This is a genomic window from Stenotrophomonas sp. YJH_SMC_16 (assembly GCF_059367875.1).
In genome coordinates this window covers 259,032-278,295 of record NZ_JCAFRH010000005.1, presented here as the reverse complement: position 1 = coordinate 278,295, position 19,264 = coordinate 259,032, and the positions used below count along the sequence as shown (strand labels likewise).

The 19,264-nt window shown below is 67.8% G+C and carries 23 protein-coding genes; 7 read left to right on the top strand and 16 right to left on the bottom strand.

What is annotated here, in order from left to right:
- Positions 1–64: 64 nt before the first annotated feature.
- From AC5P6E_RS13325 to ccmA, 11 genes are all read right to left on the bottom strand, one after another.
- Positions 65–409 (bottom strand): DUF1294 domain-containing protein, encoded by a 345-nt coding sequence (locus tag AC5P6E_RS13325; protein WP_019336390.1) that lies wholly within the window; start codon positions 407–409, stop codon positions 65–67.
- Positions 410–1,522 (bottom strand): homoserine O-acetyltransferase MetX, encoded by a 1,113-nt coding sequence (gene metX, locus AC5P6E_RS13320; protein WP_019336391.1) that lies wholly within the window; start codon positions 1,520–1,522, stop codon positions 410–412.
- A gap of 180 nt (positions 1,523–1,702) precedes the next feature.
- Positions 1,703–2,692, bottom strand: coding sequence for a c-type cytochrome biogenesis protein CcmI/CycH (locus tag AC5P6E_RS13315; protein WP_019336392.1), 990 nt, complete (start codon positions 2,690–2,692; stop codon positions 1,703–1,705).
- Complete coding sequence (locus AC5P6E_RS13310; protein ID WP_019336393.1) at positions 2,686–3,135, bottom strand: cytochrome c-type biogenesis protein; 450 nt, start codon at positions 3,133–3,135, stop codon at positions 2,686–2,688. Before AC5P6E_RS13310 ends, AC5P6E_RS13315 begins: the two co-directional genes overlap by 7 nt.
- Positions 3,136–3,139: 4 nt before the next feature.
- On the bottom strand, positions 3,140–3,757 hold the full coding sequence (locus tag AC5P6E_RS13305) for a DsbE family thiol:disulfide interchange protein (RefSeq protein WP_005410345.1): 618 nt from the start codon (positions 3,755–3,757) through the stop codon (positions 3,140–3,142).
- 8 nt (positions 3,758–3,765) lie between these two features.
- On the bottom strand, positions 3,766–5,685 hold the full coding sequence (locus AC5P6E_RS13300) for a heme lyase CcmF/NrfE family subunit (protein ID WP_019336395.1): 1,920 nt from the start codon (positions 5,683–5,685) through the stop codon (positions 3,766–3,768).
- Complete coding sequence (gene ccmE, locus AC5P6E_RS13295) at positions 5,686–6,147, bottom strand: cytochrome c maturation protein CcmE (protein ID WP_019336396.1); 462 nt, start codon at positions 6,145–6,147, stop codon at positions 5,686–5,688.
- Positions 6,144–6,332, bottom strand: coding sequence for a heme exporter protein CcmD (locus AC5P6E_RS13290; protein WP_019336397.1), 189 nt, complete (start codon positions 6,330–6,332; stop codon positions 6,144–6,146). The genes ccmE and AC5P6E_RS13290 overlap by 4 nt, the downstream gene beginning before the upstream one ends.
- On the bottom strand, positions 6,329–7,099 hold the full coding sequence (gene ccmC, locus AC5P6E_RS13285) for a heme ABC transporter permease CcmC (RefSeq protein WP_010486688.1): 771 nt from the start codon (positions 7,097–7,099) through the stop codon (positions 6,329–6,331). Before ccmC ends, AC5P6E_RS13290 begins: the two co-directional genes overlap by 4 nt.
- A 43-nt stretch (positions 7,100–7,142) precedes the next feature.
- Positions 7,143–7,838 (bottom strand): heme exporter protein CcmB, encoded by a 696-nt coding sequence (gene ccmB, locus AC5P6E_RS13280; protein WP_006456616.1) that lies wholly within the window; start codon positions 7,836–7,838, stop codon positions 7,143–7,145.
- Positions 7,835–8,464 (bottom strand): heme ABC exporter ATP-binding protein CcmA, encoded by a 630-nt coding sequence (ccmA, locus tag AC5P6E_RS13275; protein WP_019336398.1) that lies wholly within the window; start codon positions 8,462–8,464, stop codon positions 7,835–7,837. The genes ccmB and ccmA overlap by 4 nt, the downstream gene beginning before the upstream one ends.
- A gap of 196 nt (positions 8,465–8,660) precedes the next feature.
- Here ccmA and AC5P6E_RS13270 point away from each other — a divergent pair, with 196 nt between their 5' ends.
- The 3 genes from AC5P6E_RS13270 to AC5P6E_RS13260 all read left to right on the top strand — a co-directional run bounded on the left by AC5P6E_RS13270 (position 8,661) and on the right by AC5P6E_RS13260 (position 11,168).
- Positions 8,661–9,809 (top strand): pyridoxal phosphate-dependent aminotransferase, encoded by a 1,149-nt coding sequence (locus tag AC5P6E_RS13270; RefSeq protein ID WP_495231047.1) that lies wholly within the window; start codon positions 8,661–8,663, stop codon positions 9,807–9,809.
- A gap of 14 nt (positions 9,810–9,823) precedes the next feature.
- Entirely contained in the window at positions 9,824–10,630 is an 807-nt protein-coding gene (locus tag AC5P6E_RS13265) for an amidohydrolase (RefSeq protein ID WP_010486696.1), read from the top strand.
- Positions 10,631–10,733: 103 nt separating this feature from the next.
- Positions 10,734–11,168 (top strand): hypothetical protein, encoded by a 435-nt coding sequence (locus AC5P6E_RS13260; RefSeq protein WP_010486698.1) that lies wholly within the window; start codon positions 10,734–10,736, stop codon positions 11,166–11,168.
- On the opposite strand, the gene AC5P6E_RS13255 is transcribed toward AC5P6E_RS13260, so the two are convergent.
- Together AC5P6E_RS13255 and AC5P6E_RS13250 are read right to left on the bottom strand one after the other, a co-directional pair.
- On the bottom strand, positions 11,155–11,448 hold the full coding sequence (locus AC5P6E_RS13255) for a hypothetical protein (RefSeq protein WP_043401502.1): 294 nt from the start codon (positions 11,446–11,448) through the stop codon (positions 11,155–11,157). The two genes, AC5P6E_RS13260 and AC5P6E_RS13255, sit on opposite strands and share 14 nt — an antisense overlap.
- Positions 11,449–11,543: 95 nt before the next feature.
- On the bottom strand, positions 11,544–12,671 hold the full coding sequence (locus AC5P6E_RS13250; protein WP_071306024.1) for an MFS transporter: 1,128 nt from the start codon (positions 12,669–12,671) through the stop codon (positions 11,544–11,546).
- A gap of 90 nt (positions 12,672–12,761) precedes the next feature.
- On the opposite strand from AC5P6E_RS13250, the gene AC5P6E_RS13245 reads away from it, so the two are divergent.
- Positions 12,762–13,550: an AraC family transcriptional regulator gene (locus tag AC5P6E_RS13245; protein ID WP_032129778.1), complete on the top strand. Its 789-nt coding sequence runs from the start codon at positions 12,762–12,764 to the stop codon at positions 13,548–13,550.
- A gap of 116 nt (positions 13,551–13,666) precedes the next feature.
- Here the strand turns inward: AC5P6E_RS13245 and AC5P6E_RS13240 are convergent, their stop codons facing one another.
- The 3 genes from AC5P6E_RS13240 to AC5P6E_RS13230 are packed head-to-tail and all read right to left on the bottom strand — an operon-like array spanning position 13,667 to position 17,088.
- Positions 13,667–15,301: a pseudouridine synthase gene (locus AC5P6E_RS13240; RefSeq protein ID WP_049408982.1), complete on the bottom strand. Its 1,635-nt coding sequence runs from the start codon at positions 15,299–15,301 to the stop codon at positions 13,667–13,669.
- The gene (gene scpB, locus AC5P6E_RS13235) at positions 15,294–16,169 is read right to left on the bottom strand and encodes an SMC-Scp complex subunit ScpB (RefSeq protein ID WP_019336635.1); all 876 of its coding nucleotides are present in this window, start codon (positions 16,167–16,169) and stop codon (positions 15,294–15,296) included. Before scpB ends, AC5P6E_RS13240 begins: the two co-directional genes overlap by 8 nt.
- 13 nt (positions 16,170–16,182) lie before the next feature.
- On the bottom strand, positions 16,183–17,088 hold the full coding sequence (locus AC5P6E_RS13230) for a segregation and condensation protein A (protein ID WP_010486714.1): 906 nt from the start codon (positions 17,086–17,088) through the stop codon (positions 16,183–16,185).
- A 375-nt stretch (positions 17,089–17,463) separates the two neighbouring features.
- Here AC5P6E_RS13230 and AC5P6E_RS13225 point away from each other — a divergent pair, with 375 nt between their 5' ends.
- From AC5P6E_RS13225 to AC5P6E_RS13215, 3 genes are all read left to right on the top strand, one after another.
- Entirely contained in the window at positions 17,464–17,763 is a 300-nt protein-coding gene (locus AC5P6E_RS13225) for a YciI family protein (RefSeq protein ID WP_029550673.1), read from the top strand.
- Positions 17,760–18,035 (top strand): BolA family protein, encoded by a 276-nt coding sequence (locus AC5P6E_RS13220; RefSeq protein WP_019336633.1) that lies wholly within the window; start codon positions 17,760–17,762, stop codon positions 18,033–18,035. Before AC5P6E_RS13225 ends, AC5P6E_RS13220 begins: the two co-directional genes overlap by 4 nt.
- A 149-nt stretch (positions 18,036–18,184) precedes the next feature.
- Positions 18,185–19,222 (top strand): LacI family DNA-binding transcriptional regulator, encoded by a 1,038-nt coding sequence (locus tag AC5P6E_RS13215; protein WP_019336632.1) that lies wholly within the window; start codon positions 18,185–18,187, stop codon positions 19,220–19,222.
- The last annotated feature ends 42 nt before the right edge of the window (positions 19,223–19,264 follow it).

The window sequence follows — 19,264 nt, the reverse complement described above, 5'->3', positions numbered from 1 at the left end:
GAGCCGAGCCCATGCTCGGCTGCCTCGGTACGGAGCCGAGCATGGGCTCGGCTCTACAGGTTGGCTATCGCGAAAACTCGCGCAGCATCACCGCGATCGAGGCCACGTTGGCCAGCACGCACAGCCAGAACACCCACTGGAACGAGGCTTTGCGGTGCTTGTGGCGGAACATCGCCTGGCCCAGCAGCGCGCCGGGCCAACCGCCGGCAAAGGCCAGCAGCTGTAATGTGCGCTCCGGAATACGCCACTGCTTTCTCTGCGCCGCGCGCTTGTCGTGGCCGTACAGGCCGAACGACACCGCGCTGGCGAGCAGGCACCACCCACCCAGCCACAGCGGCAGCACGCCGCTGACCGTCAGCGCGATCAACGCGCCGAACGCGGCCAGCGCGAGATTACGCCGCCATGCCACCTACAGCGCGTCGAGAAAGCCGCGCACGGCCGGGCCGAAACGCTCGAAATCGACGAGGAAGGCGTCATGGCCCTGTGGCGATTCCAGGCCGATGAAGTGCGCATCGGCACCGCCGGCGCGCAGGCCATCGGCAACCTGTTGCTGCTGCTGCACGGGGAACAGGATATCGGTGTTGGCGCCGATCGCCAGCGCCTTCTCCACGCGGATCTTCGCGAGCCCGGTCAGCACGTCGCCGTCGGCATACTCGGCCAGGTCGAACCAGTCCATCGAGCGGCTCAGGTACAGGTAGCAGTTGGGATCGAAAAAGCGCACGAAGCGCCGTGCGTGGCCTTCCAGATAGCTTTCCACCTGGAATTCCAGGCCGAACGGATCGTCGTCGGTCTGGTCCGAATCCAGCCGCACGCGGCCGAAGCGGCCATCCCACTCCAGCGCGGAGCGGTAGGTGATCACGCCCAGTTTGCGCGCCATGCGCATGCCGGACTCGGGGTACTCGGCATCGTCGTAGTGGCCGCCATTCCAGCGCGGGTCAAGGCGGATTGCCTCGCGCTGCAGCGAGCGGATCGCGATCGAGAACGGCAACGCCTGCGCGCTGCCGGAAATGTTGACGTGGCTGCGCGCGATGCCCGGATGCAGCATCAGGATGGCAAGGGCCGTCATGCCGCCCATCGAGTTGCCGACCACGCAGGCCAGCCGCTCGATACCTAGTGCACGCACGACGTCGACGGCGGCGCGGGCACCGTCTTCGATCGACAGCTCGGGGAAGTCCAGGCGGTAGGGCTGACCGTTGGCCGGGTTGAGCGAAGCGGGGCCGGTCGAGCCCTTGCAGCTGCCCAGCGAATTCACGCACACCACGAACCAGCGGTTGGTATCGATGGGTTTGTCGGGGCCAACCATCGCTTCCCACCAGCCCGGTGCCGGGTTGGCCTCGTTGGCCGCTGCATGCGCGTCTGGGGACAGGCCGGTCACGATCAGGATCGCATTGCTGGCATCGGCCGCCAGCGTTCCCCAGGTCTCGTAGGCCACGCGCGCGCCGTGCAGGGCGCCACCGCGCTTGAACAGGAACGGCGAGGGCAGGGCGTGGAAGCGGGTGCCGGGCGGTATGAATTCGGTCATGCACGCATTCTAGCGGGGCGGCATGTGGAGCTGGCGACACGCTGGATTCCAGCAGCGGGTGGACGCGGACCGGACCGCCGTATCCACGCATGGCGTGGATCTGCTGTAGAGCCGAGCCGATGCTCGGCTGGCGGGCGCCGGCAACCCAATCGCAGCCGAGCGTGGGCTCGGCTCTACAAGTCAGGGAAACCGCAGCTCAACCACGCCGTCATGCGGCAGCGTCACCCGCACCACGTCGCTTTGCAGGTCGCCCTCGCTGCGATTGGCGCTACCAGTACGCGAGATGCGTGCCAGCACTTCCACGTCGCGATGTGCCGACAGCGGCGCGGTCGGCATCGGGCTGTCAGCGTCGCCCAGCCCGACCGTGGCCGGGAAACCGGCCAGCGGCAGCTTGCGTGCGGCCACCGGCATCGGCGGTCCACCCACGGCGCGGGCCAGCACGAATACCCGGGTGCTGGCCGGCCACTCGGCATTCTCCAGCGCAGGCAGCTGCACGCGTACCTGCAGCAGCGCCGCTGGTGCTGCAGGGGCGGTATCGGGTGCCAGGCCTGCGGCTTCGCGGGCGATGGCGATCTGCGCCTGCAGCGCCTGCGCGGCGCCGGGCTCAAGCCGTGGCAGCAGGCCGCTCCACACATCCGCGGCCTCGGCATTCTTTCCGCGCTGGCGCAGGGCGATGCCCAGCAGCCAGCTGGCGCGCTCGGCATCGGGTGCCTGTGCACGCGCCTGTTGCAACCAGGCCATCGCGGTGTCATCGAACTGCTTGCCGGCATCGGCCTGCGCACGTGCCTGCGCCGCTTCCACCAGCACGCCGGGGTCTTCCGGGGCGAGAGCGGCGGCACGTGCGAAGGCGTCCGCCGCGGCTGCGGCGTTGCCCAGTTCGGCCTGCGACCGGCCCAGCAGCGCCCAGCCATCGGCCCGCTGTGGGTCACGCTCCAGTGCATCCTGCAGGGCCTGCACGCCATCGCGCAGGGTGGCTACCGACGGCGTCGGTTGGACCTGTGCTGCACGCGGATCACCGACCAGCAGATACAGGCAGGCACCGGCCACGCCCAGTGCGAACACGCCGACCACGAAACCGCGACGACCGTGGTGGCGCAGCGGCCACAGCACCAGCGCTGCCATCAGCGCAGCAACCAGACCGGCCAGCACCGGCAGCCAATGGCTCACCATCCGTCTCCTTCATCGGCCTTTCCGGCCGGTGCTGCGCCGACCGTACGGCCACGACGGCGGACAATGCCCAGCACCACCAGTGCGCCGGCGCCGAGCATCAGCAGGGGACCGCCCCACAGCAGCCAGGTGCCCGGCTGCAACGGTGGTTGATAGAGCACGAACTCGCCGTAGCGGGCGACCAGGAACTGCTTGATCTGTGCATCGTCGTGGCCCTGCTGCATCAGCTGCAGCACCTCGCGGCGCAGATCCTGCGCGATCTGCGCGTTGGAATCGGCCAGCGACTGGTTCTGGCACTGCACGCAGCGCAGCTGCGCGGCCAGGTCATGGAAGCGGCGTTCTTCGGCGCCATCGCGGAACTGCAGTGGCTGCGGATCGTGCAGCGGCTGCTGCGCCACTGCGGCCAGCGGCAGCATCAGAAGCAGCAACGCCAGCAGCCAGCGCATGGGCTCAGGGCGCCGTGTGCAGCGTGCTGCCGGCATTGCCTTGGGCCTTCTCGATCTTTTCCAGCGCCGGGATCAGCTTCTCGTCGACTACGCGCTGGGTCATCGCACCGCTGTACTTCCAGCGCACGATGCCGCTGCCGTCGACAAGGAAGGTCTCCGGTGCAGCGGTCACGCCCCAGTCGATGGCGGTGCGGCCTTCAACATCACTGAGCACGACCATGAACGGGTTGCCCAGCTGCTCCAGCCAGTGCAGGGCATCGGTCGGCTCGTCCTTCCAGTTGTAGCCGATCACGCGCACGCGCTTGCTCTCGGCGAAACGGGTCAGCACCGGGTGCTCCTCGCGGCAGGCCGCGCACCAGCTGCCCCATACGTTCAACAGGTAAGGCGCGCCGCGCAGTTCGTCGCTGTGCACGATCATCTCCGGGTCGTGCAGCACCGGCAGGGCGAACGCCGGCGCCGGCTTGTCGATCAGCGCCGAGGGCAGCACGTCGCGCTGCGGATCACCCGATTTCATCACCCCGTAGATCATCAGCCCGAGCAGGCCGAAGAAGAACAGCACGCCGATCACGATGGCTACCGGCGGCAGCGGGCGGGAGGGGCGCGGGGCGGGGGACTCGGACATGGAAACTCCTACGGACGACGGAAACGGCGGTCGGCGGCGGTGATGAATCCGCCCAGGGCCATCAACAGCGCGCCCAGCCAGATCCAGCGCACGAACGGCTTGATGTGGACCCGGACCGCCCATGCATTGTTGCCCAGCGGCTCGCCCAATGCCACGTAGACGTCGCCGTCGAAGCGTGCATCGATGCCGGCCTCGGTCATCACCTGACCACCACTGGCGTACTGGCGCTTCTCCGGATGCAGCAGGGCCAGTTCGCGGCCGTTGCGGAACACCCGCAGGTGACCGCGGTCGGCGATGAAATTGGGACCTTCGCGATGGTCCACGCCCTCGAAGCGCACTTCGTAGCGGCCGACCACCAGTTGCTGGCCAGGTGCCAGCGCCACTTCGCGCTGCACGTTCAGGGCTTCCACCAGCAACGCACCGGCCAGGAACACGGCGATGCCGGCGTGGGCGACGATCATGCCGAGCATTTCGGCGGTGAAGCGGCCGTTGCCGCGCAGTCGCTGCCAGACGAAGCGTGCGGTACCGAATCCGACCCAGGCCGCGGCGGCGACACCGAGACCGGCCTTCCAGCCGTTCTGCGGCGCCTGCCACCAGGCCAGCGCGCCCAGCAGCACCGCCAGCCCCAGCCAGGGCGCCAGCAGGGCGAATGCACGCGAAGGTTGGTCGCGCTGCCACTTCACCAGCGGGCCGAACGGCAGCAGCAGGATCATCGGCGCCATCAGCAGCAGGAACAGGCTGCCGAAGTAGGGCGGGCCGACCGAGATCTTGCCCAGCGACAGTGCATCTGCCAGCAGCGGATACAGCGTGCCGAGCAGGACCATCGCGCAGGCGGTGGCCAGCAGCAGGTTGTTGGCCAGCAGCAGGGTCTCGCGCGAGGTGGCGGTGAAGCCACGGCGCGGGTCGTCGGCGTCTACGCTGAGCTGGCTGGCGCGCAGCGCGTACAGCAGCAGGCTGCCGCCGATCAGCACCGACAGGAATACCAGGATGAACAGGCCGCGCGACGGATCGGCGGCAAACGAATGCACGCTGGTCAGCACGCCGGAGCGCACCAGGAACGTGCCCAGCAGCGACAGCGCAAAGGCGGCGATCGCCAGCAGCAGGGTCCAGCTGCCGAACGTGCCGCGCTTTTCAGTGACGGCCTGCGAATGGATCAATGCCGCACCGACCAGCCAGGGCATGAAGCTGGCATTCTCCACCGGGTCCCAGAACCACCAGCCGCCCCAGCCCAGCTCGTAGTAGGCCCACCAGCTGCCCAGTGCGATGCCCAGGGTCAGGAAGCCCCAGGCGACGTTGGTCCACGGCCGCGTCCAGCGCAGCCAGCGCGCATCGATGCGCCCCTCCAGCAGGGCCGCCACCGCGAATGCGAACGGAACGGCAAAGCCCACGTATCCGATGTACAGCATCGGCGGATGGATGATCAGCCCCGGGTCCTGCAGCAGCGGGTTGAGGTCGCGGCCTTCCAGCGGCGCCGGGTTCAGGCGCAGGAACGGATTGGAGGTGAAGATCAGGAAGGCGAGGAAGCCGACGCTGACCACGCCCATCACCGCCAGCACGCGCGCCTGTACCGGTGCAGGCAGGTGCCGCGAGAACAGCGCCACCGCGCCGGTCCACAGTGCCAGCACCAGCGCCCACATCAGCAGCGAGCCCTCGTGCGCACCCCAGACCGCGGAGTAGCGGTAGATCATCGGCAGCAACGAATTGGAGTTCTCGGCCACGTAGCGCACCGAGAAGTCCTGCTGCACGAACGCGGCGGTGAGCACCGCGAAGGCGCCGGCGAGCAGCAGCAGCTGTGCGAAGGCGGCCGGCCGTGCCACCGCCATCCATGCCGTGTTGCTGCGATGCGCGCCGACCAGCGGCAGGCCGGCCTGCAGCAGCGAGGCCAGCAACGCGCACAACAACAGGATCTGACCCAGTTCGGGCAGCACTCAGCGCACCTCGGGTGCCGTCACCGGCACGTCGTGCTTGCGATGGGCGTCGCCCATCTTGTCGGCCACTTCCTTCGGCACGTACTTCTCATCGTGCTTGGCCAGCACTTCGTCGGCGACGAAGACACCCTCCTGCAGGCGGCCACTGGCGACCACTGCGGTGCCTTCGGCGAACATGTCCGGCAGGATCCGCGACGTGGTCACCGCCAGCTGGGCATCGCCGTCGGTCACTTCGAAACGCGCTTCCAGCGAACCGACCGGGCGGTTGAAGGAGCCCTTCACCACCATGCCGCCCAGGCGGAACCGCGACTGTGCGTCGACATCCCCGCGCAGCACTTCCGAGGGCGTGTAGAGGTAGGCGATGTTGCGTTCCAGCGCCATCGCCACCAGTGCGGTGGCCAGCCCGGAGGCGAGCAGGGCCAGCAGTACCCAGGCCAGGCGGCGGCGTTGTACTGGCGTCATCGTTCCAGCTCCGTCGACAGCGGCGCCGCAGCATCCTGTTTGACGGCACGGGTCTGCTGCCGCTGCTGGCGTGCCAGCGCCAACCGGCGTGCCATGCGCAGGCGCAGCCACGAACCGATGGCATCGGCGCCGAGCACCAGCACGAACACGGCGTAGGCGCCGATCACATAGGGCAGGTGGGTCATGGCTGGGCCTCCCCGGCCGCGCGTGCGGCATCGACCCGGCCACCGACCCAGGCCTTGCCGGCCTCGCGGTCGAGGTTGTCGGCGCGGGCCTTGGCCAGCACCGAACCGGCGAACCAGAACTTGGTGCCGATGACCATCCACCACAGTGGCGCGATCATCGCGCTGCTGATTGCCGATTCACCGAACACGTTGATCGACTGGCGCTGATGCAGGCCGCCCCACCAGTCCACCGAATAGCGGATCACCGGCAGCAGGCTGACACCGACGATGGCCAGCAGGCCGGCCGCGCGCGCGGCGCTGCGGCGGTCCTCGATGGCGTGGTACAGGCCGATCACGCCCAGGTACAGGAACAGCAGCACCAGTTCACTGGTCATGCGCGGGTCCCAGTCCCACCAGGTACCCCAGGTACCCTTGCCCCAGATGCTGCCGGTCAGCAGGGTGATCAGGGTGAAGCCGGCGCCCATCGGCGCACAGGCCATGGCCAGGATCTCGCAGACCTTGATCCGCCAAATCAGGGCGATGGCGGCATACAGCGCCATCAGCGCGAACACGAACAGGCTCATCCAGGCACTGGGCACGTGGATGTAGAGGATGCGGAAGCTGTCCAGCTGCTTGGCTTCCGGCGGCACCACCAGCAGCGCCTGCCACATGCCGACCAGCAGCACCGGCACCGCCGCGAGGTAGAACACCCGCGACCAGCGGGCAGCGAATCGGTCGAACGTGGGGGGCGAACCGAGTTGGTGGAACCAGCGGACAATCGGATTCATGCGTGGCGGCTATCCAGCAGGGGTGGATTGGCTCTCAGCTCGGTCAACTCAGAGAAATACGTATTGCAGCGGCGGTGGCCAACGGCGCCAGCACCAGCGCGACCAGCAGGCCGGCGCCCAGCATCAGCAGCGCACCGACCGGATCCTGTCCGCGTCCGGCTGCCGCCAGACTGCCTGCGCCGAACACCAGCACCGGCACGTACAGCGGCAGCGACAGCAACGCCACGAGAATACCAGAGCGTCGGATGCCTACGGTCAGCGCGGCGACCACGCCACCAATCAGGCTCAGCAACGGCGTTCCCAGCAGCAACGATGCCAGCAACATCGGCAGCTGGTCATGCGGCAGATGCAGCATTTCGGCCAGCAGCGGACTGACCACGATCAACGGCAGGGCGGTGGTGGCCCAGTGCAGCAGCACGCGCACCAGCACCAGCCAGGCCAGCGGCACCGGCGCCAGCAGCCATTGTTCCAGCGAGCCGTCTTCGGCATCGGAGCGGAACAGTGAATCCAGCGACAGCTGCCCGGCCAGCAGCACCGCAAGCCACAGCACTGCGCCTGCGGTGGCGGCCAGCAGTTGCGGCTCGCGACCCTGCGCCAGCGCGAACAGCACCACCACCAGCACCGCGAACAGCAGCGGCTGCAGCGCATCGCCGCGGCGGCGCCAGAGCAGGCGCAGGTCGCGCTTGAGCAGTGCGCCCGCGGTCTGCCACAGGCCCGGTTCGGTGCCTGGCGCGATCATGCGGCACCGCCGAGGTCGAGCTGGCGGGTACGCACCGGCGGTGCGGCATAGGCGCCATGGGTGGTGACCAGTGCCGCGCCACCGGCGCGCAGGTGTGCGGAAATCATCCGGTTGACCAGGGTGATGCCCTCCAGGTCGAGGTTGGCATAGGGTTCGTCGAGCAGCCACAGCGGCGCCGGTGACAGCCAGATGCGTGCCAGTGCCAGCCGCCGCTTCTGCCCGGCGGACAGATGCCGAACAAGGGTGTCCTCATAACCGGCCAGGCCGACGATGGCCAGCGCGTTGCCGGGCATCTGCCGCGCACGGCGGCCGTGCAGGCCACACAGGAAGTGCAGGTTCTCCAGCGTGTCCAGATCGGGCTTCAATGCGGGCAGGTGGCTGAGGTAGGCGACATAGCGCGCGCGCTCGGCATTGCCGGCCGGTCGGCCATCGATCTGCACCTGCCCGGCACCGGGCCGGGCCAGGCCGGCCAGCACGCGCAACAGGGTGGTCTTGCCGGCGCCGTTGCCGCCCTGCACCAGCAGGGCTTCGCCGGCGTCCACATGGAAGTCCAGCGGGCCGAACACCGGCTCGTCATTGCGGGAGAAGCTCAGGCCGCTGGCGGCCAGCAATGCAGGGGTGTTCAAGGGGCAGGGGTCTTCATGCCGGAGTGCGGCGGCAATTGTAGCGGTGAATGCTGTCCCGGTAGCGCCGGGCGATGCCCGGCGGCCGCAAGGCATATGCAAAGAGCCGCCGGGCATGGCCCGGCGCTACCGGCTGAACCCACAGTCGCAGCGTGGATTTCGTACACTTCTGGGCCTCGTTCCCCCAGATTCCAGGCCGATGCAACCCAACACCAAGCTGCCCAAGGTCGGTACCACGATCTTCACCGTGATGTCCCAGCTCGCCGCCGAACACGGCGCGGTCAACCTGGGCCAGGGTTTCCCGGACTTTTCCGCGCCGCAGCGCCTGATCGATGAGACGGCCAAGGCGATGGCCGCCGGGCTGAACCAGTACCCGCCGATGACCGGCGTGGCGCCGCTGCGCCAGGCCATCGCACAGAAGGCGCTGGACTGCTACGGCGCACAGGTCGATGCGGACAGCGAGATCACCGTCACCAGTGGCGGTACCGAGGCCATCTTCAACGCCATCCACGCCGTGGTGCGTGCCGGCGAAGAAGTGATCGTGCTCGACCCGGCCTATGACTGCTATGAACCGGCGATCGATCTGGCCGGTGCCAAGGCCGTGCATGTGTCGCTGGATCCGCAGACCTTCGCCGTCGACTGGGACCGCGTGCGTGCGGCGATCACCCCGCGCACACGCATGCTGATCGTCAACACCCCGCACAACCCGTCCGGCGCGATGCTGTCGGCGCAGGACATGCAGGCGCTGGCCGAGCTGCTGCGCGGCACGCAGATCTACCTGATCTCCGATGAGGTGTATGAGCACATCATCTATGACGGCCGCCGCCATGAATCGGCGCTGCGCTACCCGGAACTGCGCGAGCGCGCGTTCGTCATCTCCAGTTTCGGCAAGACCTACCACTGCACCGGCTGGAAGATCGGCTATGCGATCGCCCCGCCGGCGCTGACCGCCGAGTTCCGCAAGGTGCACCAGTACAACACCTTCACCAGCTTCGGTCCGGCGCAGTATGGCTTCGCCGCGATGATCCGCGATGAGCCCGAACACCACCTCGAGCTGGGCGCGTTCTACCAGGCCAAGCGCGACCGTTTCCGCGAGCAGCTGTCCAGCACCCGCCTGAAGGCGCTGCCGGTCCCGGGCGGCTACTTCCAGCTGGTCGATTACTCGGCCGTCAGCGACCTGCCGGACCACGAGTTCGTGAAGTGGCTGACCATCGAGAAGGGCGTGACCGCCATCCCGCTGTCGCCGTTCTACGAGAATCCGCCGGCCGGTCAGCGCCTGGTGCGCCTGTGCTTCGCCAAGAATGAAGCGACCATGGACGCGGCGATCGAACGCCTGCGCCTTCTTTGAGCGGAGCAGTGACCATGCAGGACCTGCGCATTTCCCTCGTCCAGGGCGACACCCGCTGGCATGATCCGGCGGGCAACCGTGAGTACTACGGCGCACTGCTGGCACCGCTGGCCGGCACCACCGACTTGGTGATCCTGCCGGAGACCTTCACCAGTGGCTTCTCCAACGACGCCATCGCCCAGGCCGAAGGCATGGACGGCCCGACCGTGGCCTGGGTGCGCGAGCAGGCCAGGGCCTTGAACGCGGCGGTGATCGGCAGCGTGCAGTTGCGTGATGGCGAAGGCGTCTACAACCGCCTGCTGTTCGCCACGCCCGATGGCAACCTGGAGTACTACGACAAGCGCCACCTGTTCCGTTACGGCGGCGAGCACGAGCGCTATGCTGCCGGTCGCGACCGCCTGAGCGTGGAATGGAAGGGCTGGCGGATCAATCCGCAGGTCTGCTACGACCTGCGTTTCCCGGTGTTCTGCCGCAACCGCTACAACGTGGAGCGTCCGCAGCAGCTGGATTTCGACCTGCAGATCTTCGTTGCCAACTGGCCGTCGGCACGCGCCTATGCGTGGAAGACACTGCTGCGTGCACGTGCGATCGAGAACCTGTGCTTCGTGGCGGCAGTGAATCGCGTGGGCGTCGATGGCAACCAGCTGCATTACGCCGGCGACAGCGCGGTGCTGGATTTCCTCGGTCAGCCGCAGGTGGAGATTCGCGAACGCGAACAGGTGGTCACCACCACCGTCTCGGCCGAGGCGCTGGCAGCACACCGCGCGCGCTTCCCGGCCATGCTTGATGCCGATGCCTTCCATCTGGACGAGCAGGCCTGAGCGACGGCCTGAACGCCGCCGCACCAGCGCGCGCGCCTGCATTCAACGTGCACGCGCGCGCTGTTAGATTCGCCGCCAGTCCGACCGAACTGGAAGTCCCGCCATGAACAAGCCCTTCGCCCTGCTACTGGCGCTGTCCGCCGCAGCGTTGGCCCCCGCCGCGCACGCTGCCGGCAACCTCGATTGCGAGCTGCGCTACAACCTGTCCGGCTGGTCGTTGATCTACAAGACCGCATCCGGTAATGGCACGGTCACCTGCAGCAACGGCGCCAGCCTGCCGGTGCGCATCCAGATGAAGGGGGGCGGCCTGACCGTCGGCAAGTCGAAGATCACCAACGGGCGTGGCAGCTTCACCGGCGCGGTCAGCGTCAACGAGCTGCTGGGCACTTACGCCTCGGTCGGCGCGCATGCCGGTGCGGTGAAGTCCAGCAACGCGCAGGTGATGACCAAGGGCGACATCTCGCTGGCCCTGTCCGGTACCGGCAAGGGCTGGGACCTGGGCGTGGACGGCACCGCGTTCACCCTCAGCCGGCGCTGAGGCGCGACGGCGCGGCAGTTCCCCAGTTGATGCGGATGTAGTGCTGTTCGGAATCGCTCAACAACCGTTCAACACCGAAACCATTCTTCAGCAACTGTGCGACCACGTCTTCGACGAGCTGCTCGCTGGCCATCACCTGGCTGAAGCCGAATACGACGTAGCGGCGGCCATTTTCCGAGCCGATCTGGATGGCGTTGTCGAGATCGCGGTAGAACAGTTCGATCGGGCGCTTGGCGGCATCGACGTTGGCGCGGGCCTGTTCGGCGGTGATGGTGATCATGGGCATCTGCCTTGTGTGGGAGAGCGCGCACGATAGCCAGGGAATCAAAGCCGTTCCCGGAAGGCGCGCACAGTGCGCTGCTTTTGCAGCAATTCCTAGGCTGCAGCGGGACGCTGCCGCTGCAGCCACAAGGCCAGCAGGCCGCACACGATGAGGGTCGGTGCCAGCAGCTGCACTGCACCGACCAGCGCCATTGCCGCACCGATCAGCAGGTAGTAGAGCAGGCCGAACAGCGCGCCTGCGCTGCCGAGACAGTGTGGATAGCCGCGCAAGGCCTGGCCGAGCACATTGGGAATGGCAAGGCCGAAGCCCGTCACCACCGGCACCATCGCCGCGACCAGGGCAGGGTGATCATGCAGCAGCGCGGCCAGCAGGCCTCCCGTCAGAACCAGTCCTGCGGCGATGCGGATGCGCGTGGTTGTGGCAACGCCTGCACGCAGCAGGCGGCCATTGCCCCACGCGCCCAGTGCCGAGCCCAGTGCCAGCACCGCGCCGCTGGCGCCGAACCAGGTGGCTGGCCAGTGCAGGCGCGCAAACACGAAGGGGCCGAGCACATACCAGCTGTACATCGCCACGTTGAAGGCCATCACCAGCAACGCGTGTGACCAGATCCAGCGATCGCGCAGCAGTTCCCGCAGCAGCGGCAGCATGGGCGTGTGCGAGATCTGTGCAGGGCGGCTTTCGCGCAGGCCTGCCAGGCATGCCACCGCCAGCAGGGCAGCGATCAGCAGCAGGCCGGACTGTACGCCGGCATAGCCATGGGCGGCGACCAGCAGCGTGCCCAGTGCAAGACCGATGGCCGGGCTCAGGGCCAGGGCCATGCCGATCCAGGAGAATGCCTGCGCCAACGCTGGCCCCTGCAGATGGTCGCGCAGCACGGTCTGGGTCACCACCGAAGCGGCGGCGGCGCCGACTGCGGCCAACGCCTGGGCCAGCAGCACCTGGCCGAAGCTGCCAGCCATCAGCCCGCCCAGTGCAGCCACTGCGAAGACGCCGAGGCCACAGAGAAGGGCGGGGCGACGACCGATACGATCGGCCAGGCGCCCCCACAGCAGCACGCCTGCAGCGAAGCCGAACAGGTACAGGCTCATGGCCTGGCTGGCGGCACTCGGCGGCAGGGCGAAGCGTTCGGCCAGATCGGCCAGGGCCGGGCTGTACAGGGTCTGTGCCAACTGCGGAAACATCAGCAGTGCAATGGTGAGCAACAACAGGCGGCGCGACATGCGGGCGCTCCAGGAACAGGGCCGCGCATTGTGGTCGCGCCCACAATGGCGCACTCTGTCTATCCTGTCATCAGATATATGAAATCAGACATGGCCTGGTTGCAGCCGGATGCGCACTTCGACGCCGATGCCTGGGGCGCTCCGGTGTTGGGGATCGCGGCCTCACTGGCGGATCACGACTCGGGTTGGCACCAACATGCACGCGCGCAGCTGCTGTACACCCGGCAGGGCTGTACGCGCCTGACCTACGGTGACCGCGTCAGCCTGCTGCCGCCCGCGCGCGCGGCGTGGATTCCGGGTGGCCTGCGCCATCGTGCGCAGATGCGCCAGGCAGTCGACTACCGTTCGTTGTACTTCGACGCCACCCTGTCGGCCCAGCTGCCCCGGCAGCCGGCGATCATCGGCGTCGGTCCGCTGCTGCAGGCCTTGCTGGAGCCGATCGCGCAGGCGCCGTTCGACCATGACTGGCAGTCGCCGCGCGCGCACCATCAACTGGCGTTGTGCGTGCTGGAAATCGCCGCTGCACCGGTGGCGCCGATGGACCTGCCTTTACCGCGTGATCCGCGGATCGCACGTTGCCTGCCGCTGGCCGAACAGCTGCCGCCCGAACTGGGGGAGCTGGCCGCGCGCACGGGCCTGAGCGCGCGTACCGTCGGCCGGTTGATGCAGCGTGATACCGGCATGAGCTATCAGGCCTGGCGCCAGCAATGGCGCCTGATGCGGGCCATGGAGTTGCTGCTGCTGGGTCATCGCGTCGCGCATGTGGCGCAGGACACCGGCTTCTCCGCCGAGAGCCCGTTCATCGCCTTCTTCCGCAGCATGACCGGCACCACTCCCGCCGCTTTCCAGCGCCACGCAAAAGGGGACGGAGGGGATTAAGTCGCTTTTGCCCCTTCGACACACACCGTGGCAAAAACGACTTAATCCCCTCCGTCCCCTTTTCAACGAAAAACCCCGGCCTGCGCCGGGGGTTTTCATTTCAGGCGTGCCGGTGATCAGCCGCCGCGCGGGCCGCTGCGGCGCGGGCCGCCCGGACCGCGGTTGCCGCCGGGGCCACCCGGGCCACGGTTGCCACCCGGACCGCCGGGGCCGCGATTACCGCCCGGACCGCGGTTGCCGCCGCCCGGACCGCGACCGCCCGGACGGGCGCCCTGTGCCGGCTTCGGGCTGCCATACGGGTTGAAGCCCGGCGTGGCGTGGTCGGACGGGAAGCTCGGGGCATTGCCCGGATGGCCGTACGGGTGCTTATTGCCCTGGCCCTGCGAGCGGTTGCCCGCACCGGCCGGACGACCCTGGCCGCCTGCGCCGCCACGGCCTTCACCGCCGAAACCGCCACGGCCCTGGCCGCCACCGGCGCCTGCGCCCGGACCCTTCGGCTTGCCATACGGACGGCCCTGGCCGCCTGCACCCGGACCACGGGCACCGGGGCCACGCGCGCCCGGGCCGGCATTGCGATGGCCGCTCGGGCCGGTGCTCACGCCATCCGGCACGTACCAGGTGCGGAACGCGGCCGGGTTGCCTTCCGGCAGCGAACGGTCGTTCTTCTGGGCGCGCTGCTTGAACGGCTTCTGCGACTGCTTGGCTGCCGCTTCACCGCTGACCGTCAGGCCACCCTTGAAGCCGCCGCCCTTGCCGCCGCGACCACGGCCGCGGTCTTCGCGGACGTTATCGAAACGACGCAGCTCGCGGCCCTCGTCGGCGGTGTTGTGGCCGTTGACGTAGGCGTTGCCGCGGCCACCTTCGCGCACGCGCACGGTGGTCTTGGCGGCGCGGCGCTGGCCGATCACCGGCTGCAGCGTCAGTGCCGACGGCGCGCCTTCTTCCAGCTTCAGCTGCGCGCGCAGGGCTTCAACCTGCGTGGTGCCCAGTTCCACCGAATGGCCGCGGGCCAGTTCGCGCGGCAGGCTCACCTTGCCGTAGCGGGTGCGCTTCAGGCGGCTGACCTGGCAGCCCTGCGATTCCCACAGGCGGCGCACTTCGCGGTTGCGGCCTTCCTTCACCACGACGCGGAACCAGTCGTGCGAGTCGGTGCCGCCGATGCGTTCGATCTCGTCGAACTTGGCCGGGCCGTCTTCCAGTGCCACGCCACGGGTGAGGCGGTCGACGATGGCGTCGGAGACCTTTTCCTCGCCTTCCGGCGCACGCACGCGGACCACGTATTCGCGCTCGACCTCGAACGACGGGTGCATCATGGCGTTGGCCAGTTCACCGTCGGTGGTGGCCAGCAGCAGGCCGGTGGTGTTGATGTCCAGGCGGCCGATCGCGATCCAGCGCGCGCCCTTCAGCGGTGGCAGCGATTCGAATACGGTGGGGCGGCCTTCCGGATCATCGCGGGTGGTCACTTCGCCTTCCGGCTTGTTGTAGACCAGCACGCGCGACGGCTCGGCCAGGGCGGTGGCGACGAAGCCACGGCCATCCAGCTCGATCTTGTCGCCACTCTTGACCGACATGCCGGTCTGCGCGACTTCACCGTTGACCTTGACCAGGCCTTCGGCGATGCGCTGTTCCAGCGCGCGGCGCGAGCCGAGGCCGGCCTGGGCCAGCACCTTGTGCAGGCGCTCTTCCAGCTTGAACTGTTCGGAGGTGGCTTCGCGCTTCAGCGAGAGCTTGTTACGGGGGGTGTCACTCATCAGTTTTGCTCCGGCCGACGGTTTCGAGGTCGGCCTCTGGTTCGGAATCGGCTTGGTCAACAGCCACGGTCGTCATCGCGACGGCGTTGTCTTCGCGTTCGTTCACTGGCACCGCGCGCTCGCCCGGCGCGGAATCGGGGTGCCCATCATCGAGGGGCGAAGGTGCTTGCTCATCGATAGCCGCCGCAGGAGCTGCGTCGGCGGAATCGGGGGTGTCACTGCCGGCCAGGCCGGCATCATCGTTCGCGGCAGCGCCTTCGTCGCCGGCCGAGATGTCAGGACCGTCGGCGCTTGCTGCTGCTGGCGCATCGCGGTCCAGGGACAGCTGGGGTTCCAGCTCGCCCAGGTCCTTCAGTTCCGACAGAGGCGGCAGCTCATCCAATCGCTTCAGGCCGAAATAATCCAGAAAGCCCTTGGTGGTGCCGAACAGCGCAGGCTTGCCGGGCACATCGCGGTGGCCGACCACGCGGATCCACTCGCGTTCTTCCAGCGCCTGGATGATGTTGCTGCTGACCGCCACGCCGCGTACCTGCTCGATCTCGCCGCGGGTGATCGGTTGCCGGTAGGCGATCAGCGCCAGGGTTTCCAGGGTGGCGCGGGTGTAACGGGTCTTGCGTTCGGTCCACAGCCGGCTGATCCAGCCATGCACTTCGCCGGTCACCTGGTAGCGGAAGCCGGAGGCGACCTCGACCAGTTCCACGCCGCGGCCTTCGCAGGCTTCGCGCAGGCGTTCCAGCGCGCGTTCGATGCTGCCCGGCGGTGCCGGTTCCTCTTCCGGGAACAGGTCCTTCAGCTGGGCCAGGGTGAGCGGCTGACTGGAGGCCAGCAAGGCACCCTCGACAATGCGGTTGATCAGCAGTTGATCCATCGGCAGTCAGCGCTCACTCGTCTGCATTGGCGGCGTCGTTGTCGTCGAACTCGCTGCTGAACTGCAGCGGGGCATTGGTGTTGCCGGCGGCCAGCGATTTCACGTAGATCGGCGCCAGTGGTTCTTCCTGGACGATGTCCAGCAGCTGTTCCTTGGCCAGTTCCAGCACCGCCAGGAACGTGACCAGCACGCCCAGCTTGCCTTCTTCGGCCGTGAACAGCCCTTCAAAACGATAGAACTTGCCATCTTCCAGGCGTCCCAGCACTTCGCCCATGCGTTGCCGCACGCTCAGTGCCTCACGCTTGATGGCGTGACCGCTGAACAGCTCGGCGCGCTTGAGCACGTCGTGCAGGGCCAGCAGCATCTCCTTCAGGTCCACCGGCGGCGGCAGCTTCACCGTGGCGCGTTCGGGCATGAAGGCGTGCGCCACCGTAGTGTCGCGGTCCTGGCGGGGCAGGGCATCGATGTCCTCGGCGGCCTGCTTGAAACGTTCGTACTCCTGCAGCCGGCGCACCAGTTCGGCGCGCGGGTCGGCTTCATCGCCTTCCTCGCTGACCGGGCGCGGCAGCAGCATGCGCGACTTCACCTCGGCCAGGATCGCTGCCATCACCAGGTACTCGGCGGCCAGCTCGAAGCGCAGCTCGCGCATCACGGTGATGTATTCCACGTACTGCCGGGTGATCTCGGCTACCGGAATGTCCAGGACATCCAGGTTCTGGCGGCGGATCAGGTACAGCAGCAGGTCCAGCGGGCCTTCGAAGGCATCCAGGATGACTTCCAGCGCGTCCGGCGGAATGTACAGGTCCTGCGGAATCTGCAGGACCGGTTGCCCATGCACCACGGCCAGCGGCATTTCCTGCTGCTGTGGGGCGGGCGGCCGGGTTGGCGGGTTCGCGTCGAGCGCGAGTTCGGAAGTCATCTAATGGACATCAGGATTGCAACGGACCAGTCGCGGCACCGGGTTCGCCGGGCCAACGCCACGGAGCCCCAGGGCACCAGACACGCCGGGATCGGCGCGATTCCACACATATCAAACAGCAGGACGCGCCGCACGAAACGGCGGCGACGGAACTACGGGGAGGTCGTCTACGTGGCCCGGCCAGGTGGACCGGTTTGAAGCAGCGGGACGGTCGTCGGGGGCTGCGTTGGCCGCAAAAACCGACGGGCTGCTGCATCCAGCCACGTGCAATGGAGTCTAGGGTAAGCCTTTGTTGCGCCAGTGTCCAGCCGGGCCGGGGCAGGGGTCGCATTGGCTAGAATCTGCGGACCCGACAACGCAAGCGAGGAAATGCCGGTGTGGTATGTGATCGAAGGGTATGACGGCCAGGATGTGCTGGCGCAGCGGCTGCAGGCGCGGCCGGAACACCTGGCGCGGTTGCACGCGCTGCGCGACGAGGGACGCCTGCTGCTGGCCGGCCCGTGCCCGGCGGTGGACAGTGAAGACCCGGGCCCGGCCGGTTACAGCGGCTCGGTGGTGATCGCGCAGTTCGAGTCGCTGCTGCAGGCCCAGGCCTGGGCCGACGCCGACCCGTACGTGGCCGCCGGCGTCTACACCCGCGTGCAGGTGCGACCGTTTCGCAAGGTGTTGCCGTGAGCGCGGAACGGATCTCGCGAATGCGTGATGCGCTGCAGCATGCCCTGGCGCCGAGCGTGCTCGAGATCGAAGACGACAGCCATCGCCACGCAGGCCATGCCGGTGCGCGCGATGGCCGCGGCCATTTCAACGTGCATGTGGTGAGTGAACGCTTTGCCGGACTGGGCCCGCTGGCCCGGCATCGCGCGGTGTACGCCGCGCTGGGGGCGATGATGGAGACCGACATCCACGCGTTGTCCATCCGCGCGCAGACCCCGTCAGAACAGGGCTGAGCCTTTGTCCCACGCTGTCCTGGCGGGTCCCCGCGGGGGCTCGCTGCAGACAGATTTCCATGTCCATTTCGGGACATTCGCCTAACGGACTGTTTACAAGCCCAGATGGAAACGCTTACATTCCGCGCCAATGCTGGTAGGTCCAAGCCGTGGAGGGCGGCTTCGTGAACAAGGCAGCTATCACAATCAAAGACGTCGCACGCGAAGCCCGGGTCTCCGTGGCCACGGTTTCCCGCGCGCTCAACGGGCATGAAAATGTCGCCGAACCGGTCCGCCAGCTTGTGCTGGAGGTCGCCGCACGGCTGCGTTACACCCCGCACGCCGCCGCCCGCAGCCTGAGCAGCCGCCGCACCAATACGGTGGGCGTGGTGTTGCCGGACCTGTACGGCGAATTCTTCTCCGAGCTGATGCGTGGCATCGACAATGTCGCCCGTAGCCGCCGCCAGCACCTGCTGGTGTCCAGCTACCACGGTGACCAGGAGCAGCAGGGTGCGGCCCTGCGCGCCATGCGCGGCCGCGTCGACGGCCTGCTGGTGCTCTCGCCCTATGCCGAGAGCCCGGGCTTCCTGACCGACAACCTGCCGCAGTCGTTGCCGACGGTGTTGATCAACACCTATCTTCCCGGGCAGGACCACCCGGTGCTGAGCATCGACGACCACGCCGGTGCGATGGCGATGACCCGTCATCTGCTTGACGCTGGCCACCGTCGCATCGCTTTCATTTCTGGCCCGGATCTCAACTTCGACGCGCGCGAGCGCCTGCGCGGCTTCCGTGACGCGCTGGCGGCTTTTGGCGGTGGCGCCGAAGGCATCGAGCTGCCCGGTGATTTCGACGAAGCTTCCGGCCATCGCGCCGGTCAGGAGTTGCTGGCAGCCGGAGCGCTGCCTGATGCCGTGTTCGCCGCCAACGACATGATGGCGCTGGGCTGCCTGTATGCGTTCACGCAGGCAGGGGTCCGTGTCCCGGCCGATGTGGCCCTGGCGGGTTTCGATGATATTCCACTGGCGCGTTTCGTCCACCCGTCGCTGACCACCATGCAGGTCAGCATCGCCGAGCTCGGCGACCGGGCCATGACGCGCCTGCTGCAGTTGATGGACGGCACCTCCACGGACGGGACAGGGGACAAGCAGACCCTGGTTCCCCGCTTGATAGTTCGCGATTCCACCACTCCGCCATCGGGCCGTTGAAGCCAGAGGCGTTCCTTCTTTTTTGATTGATCGCAGGGACCG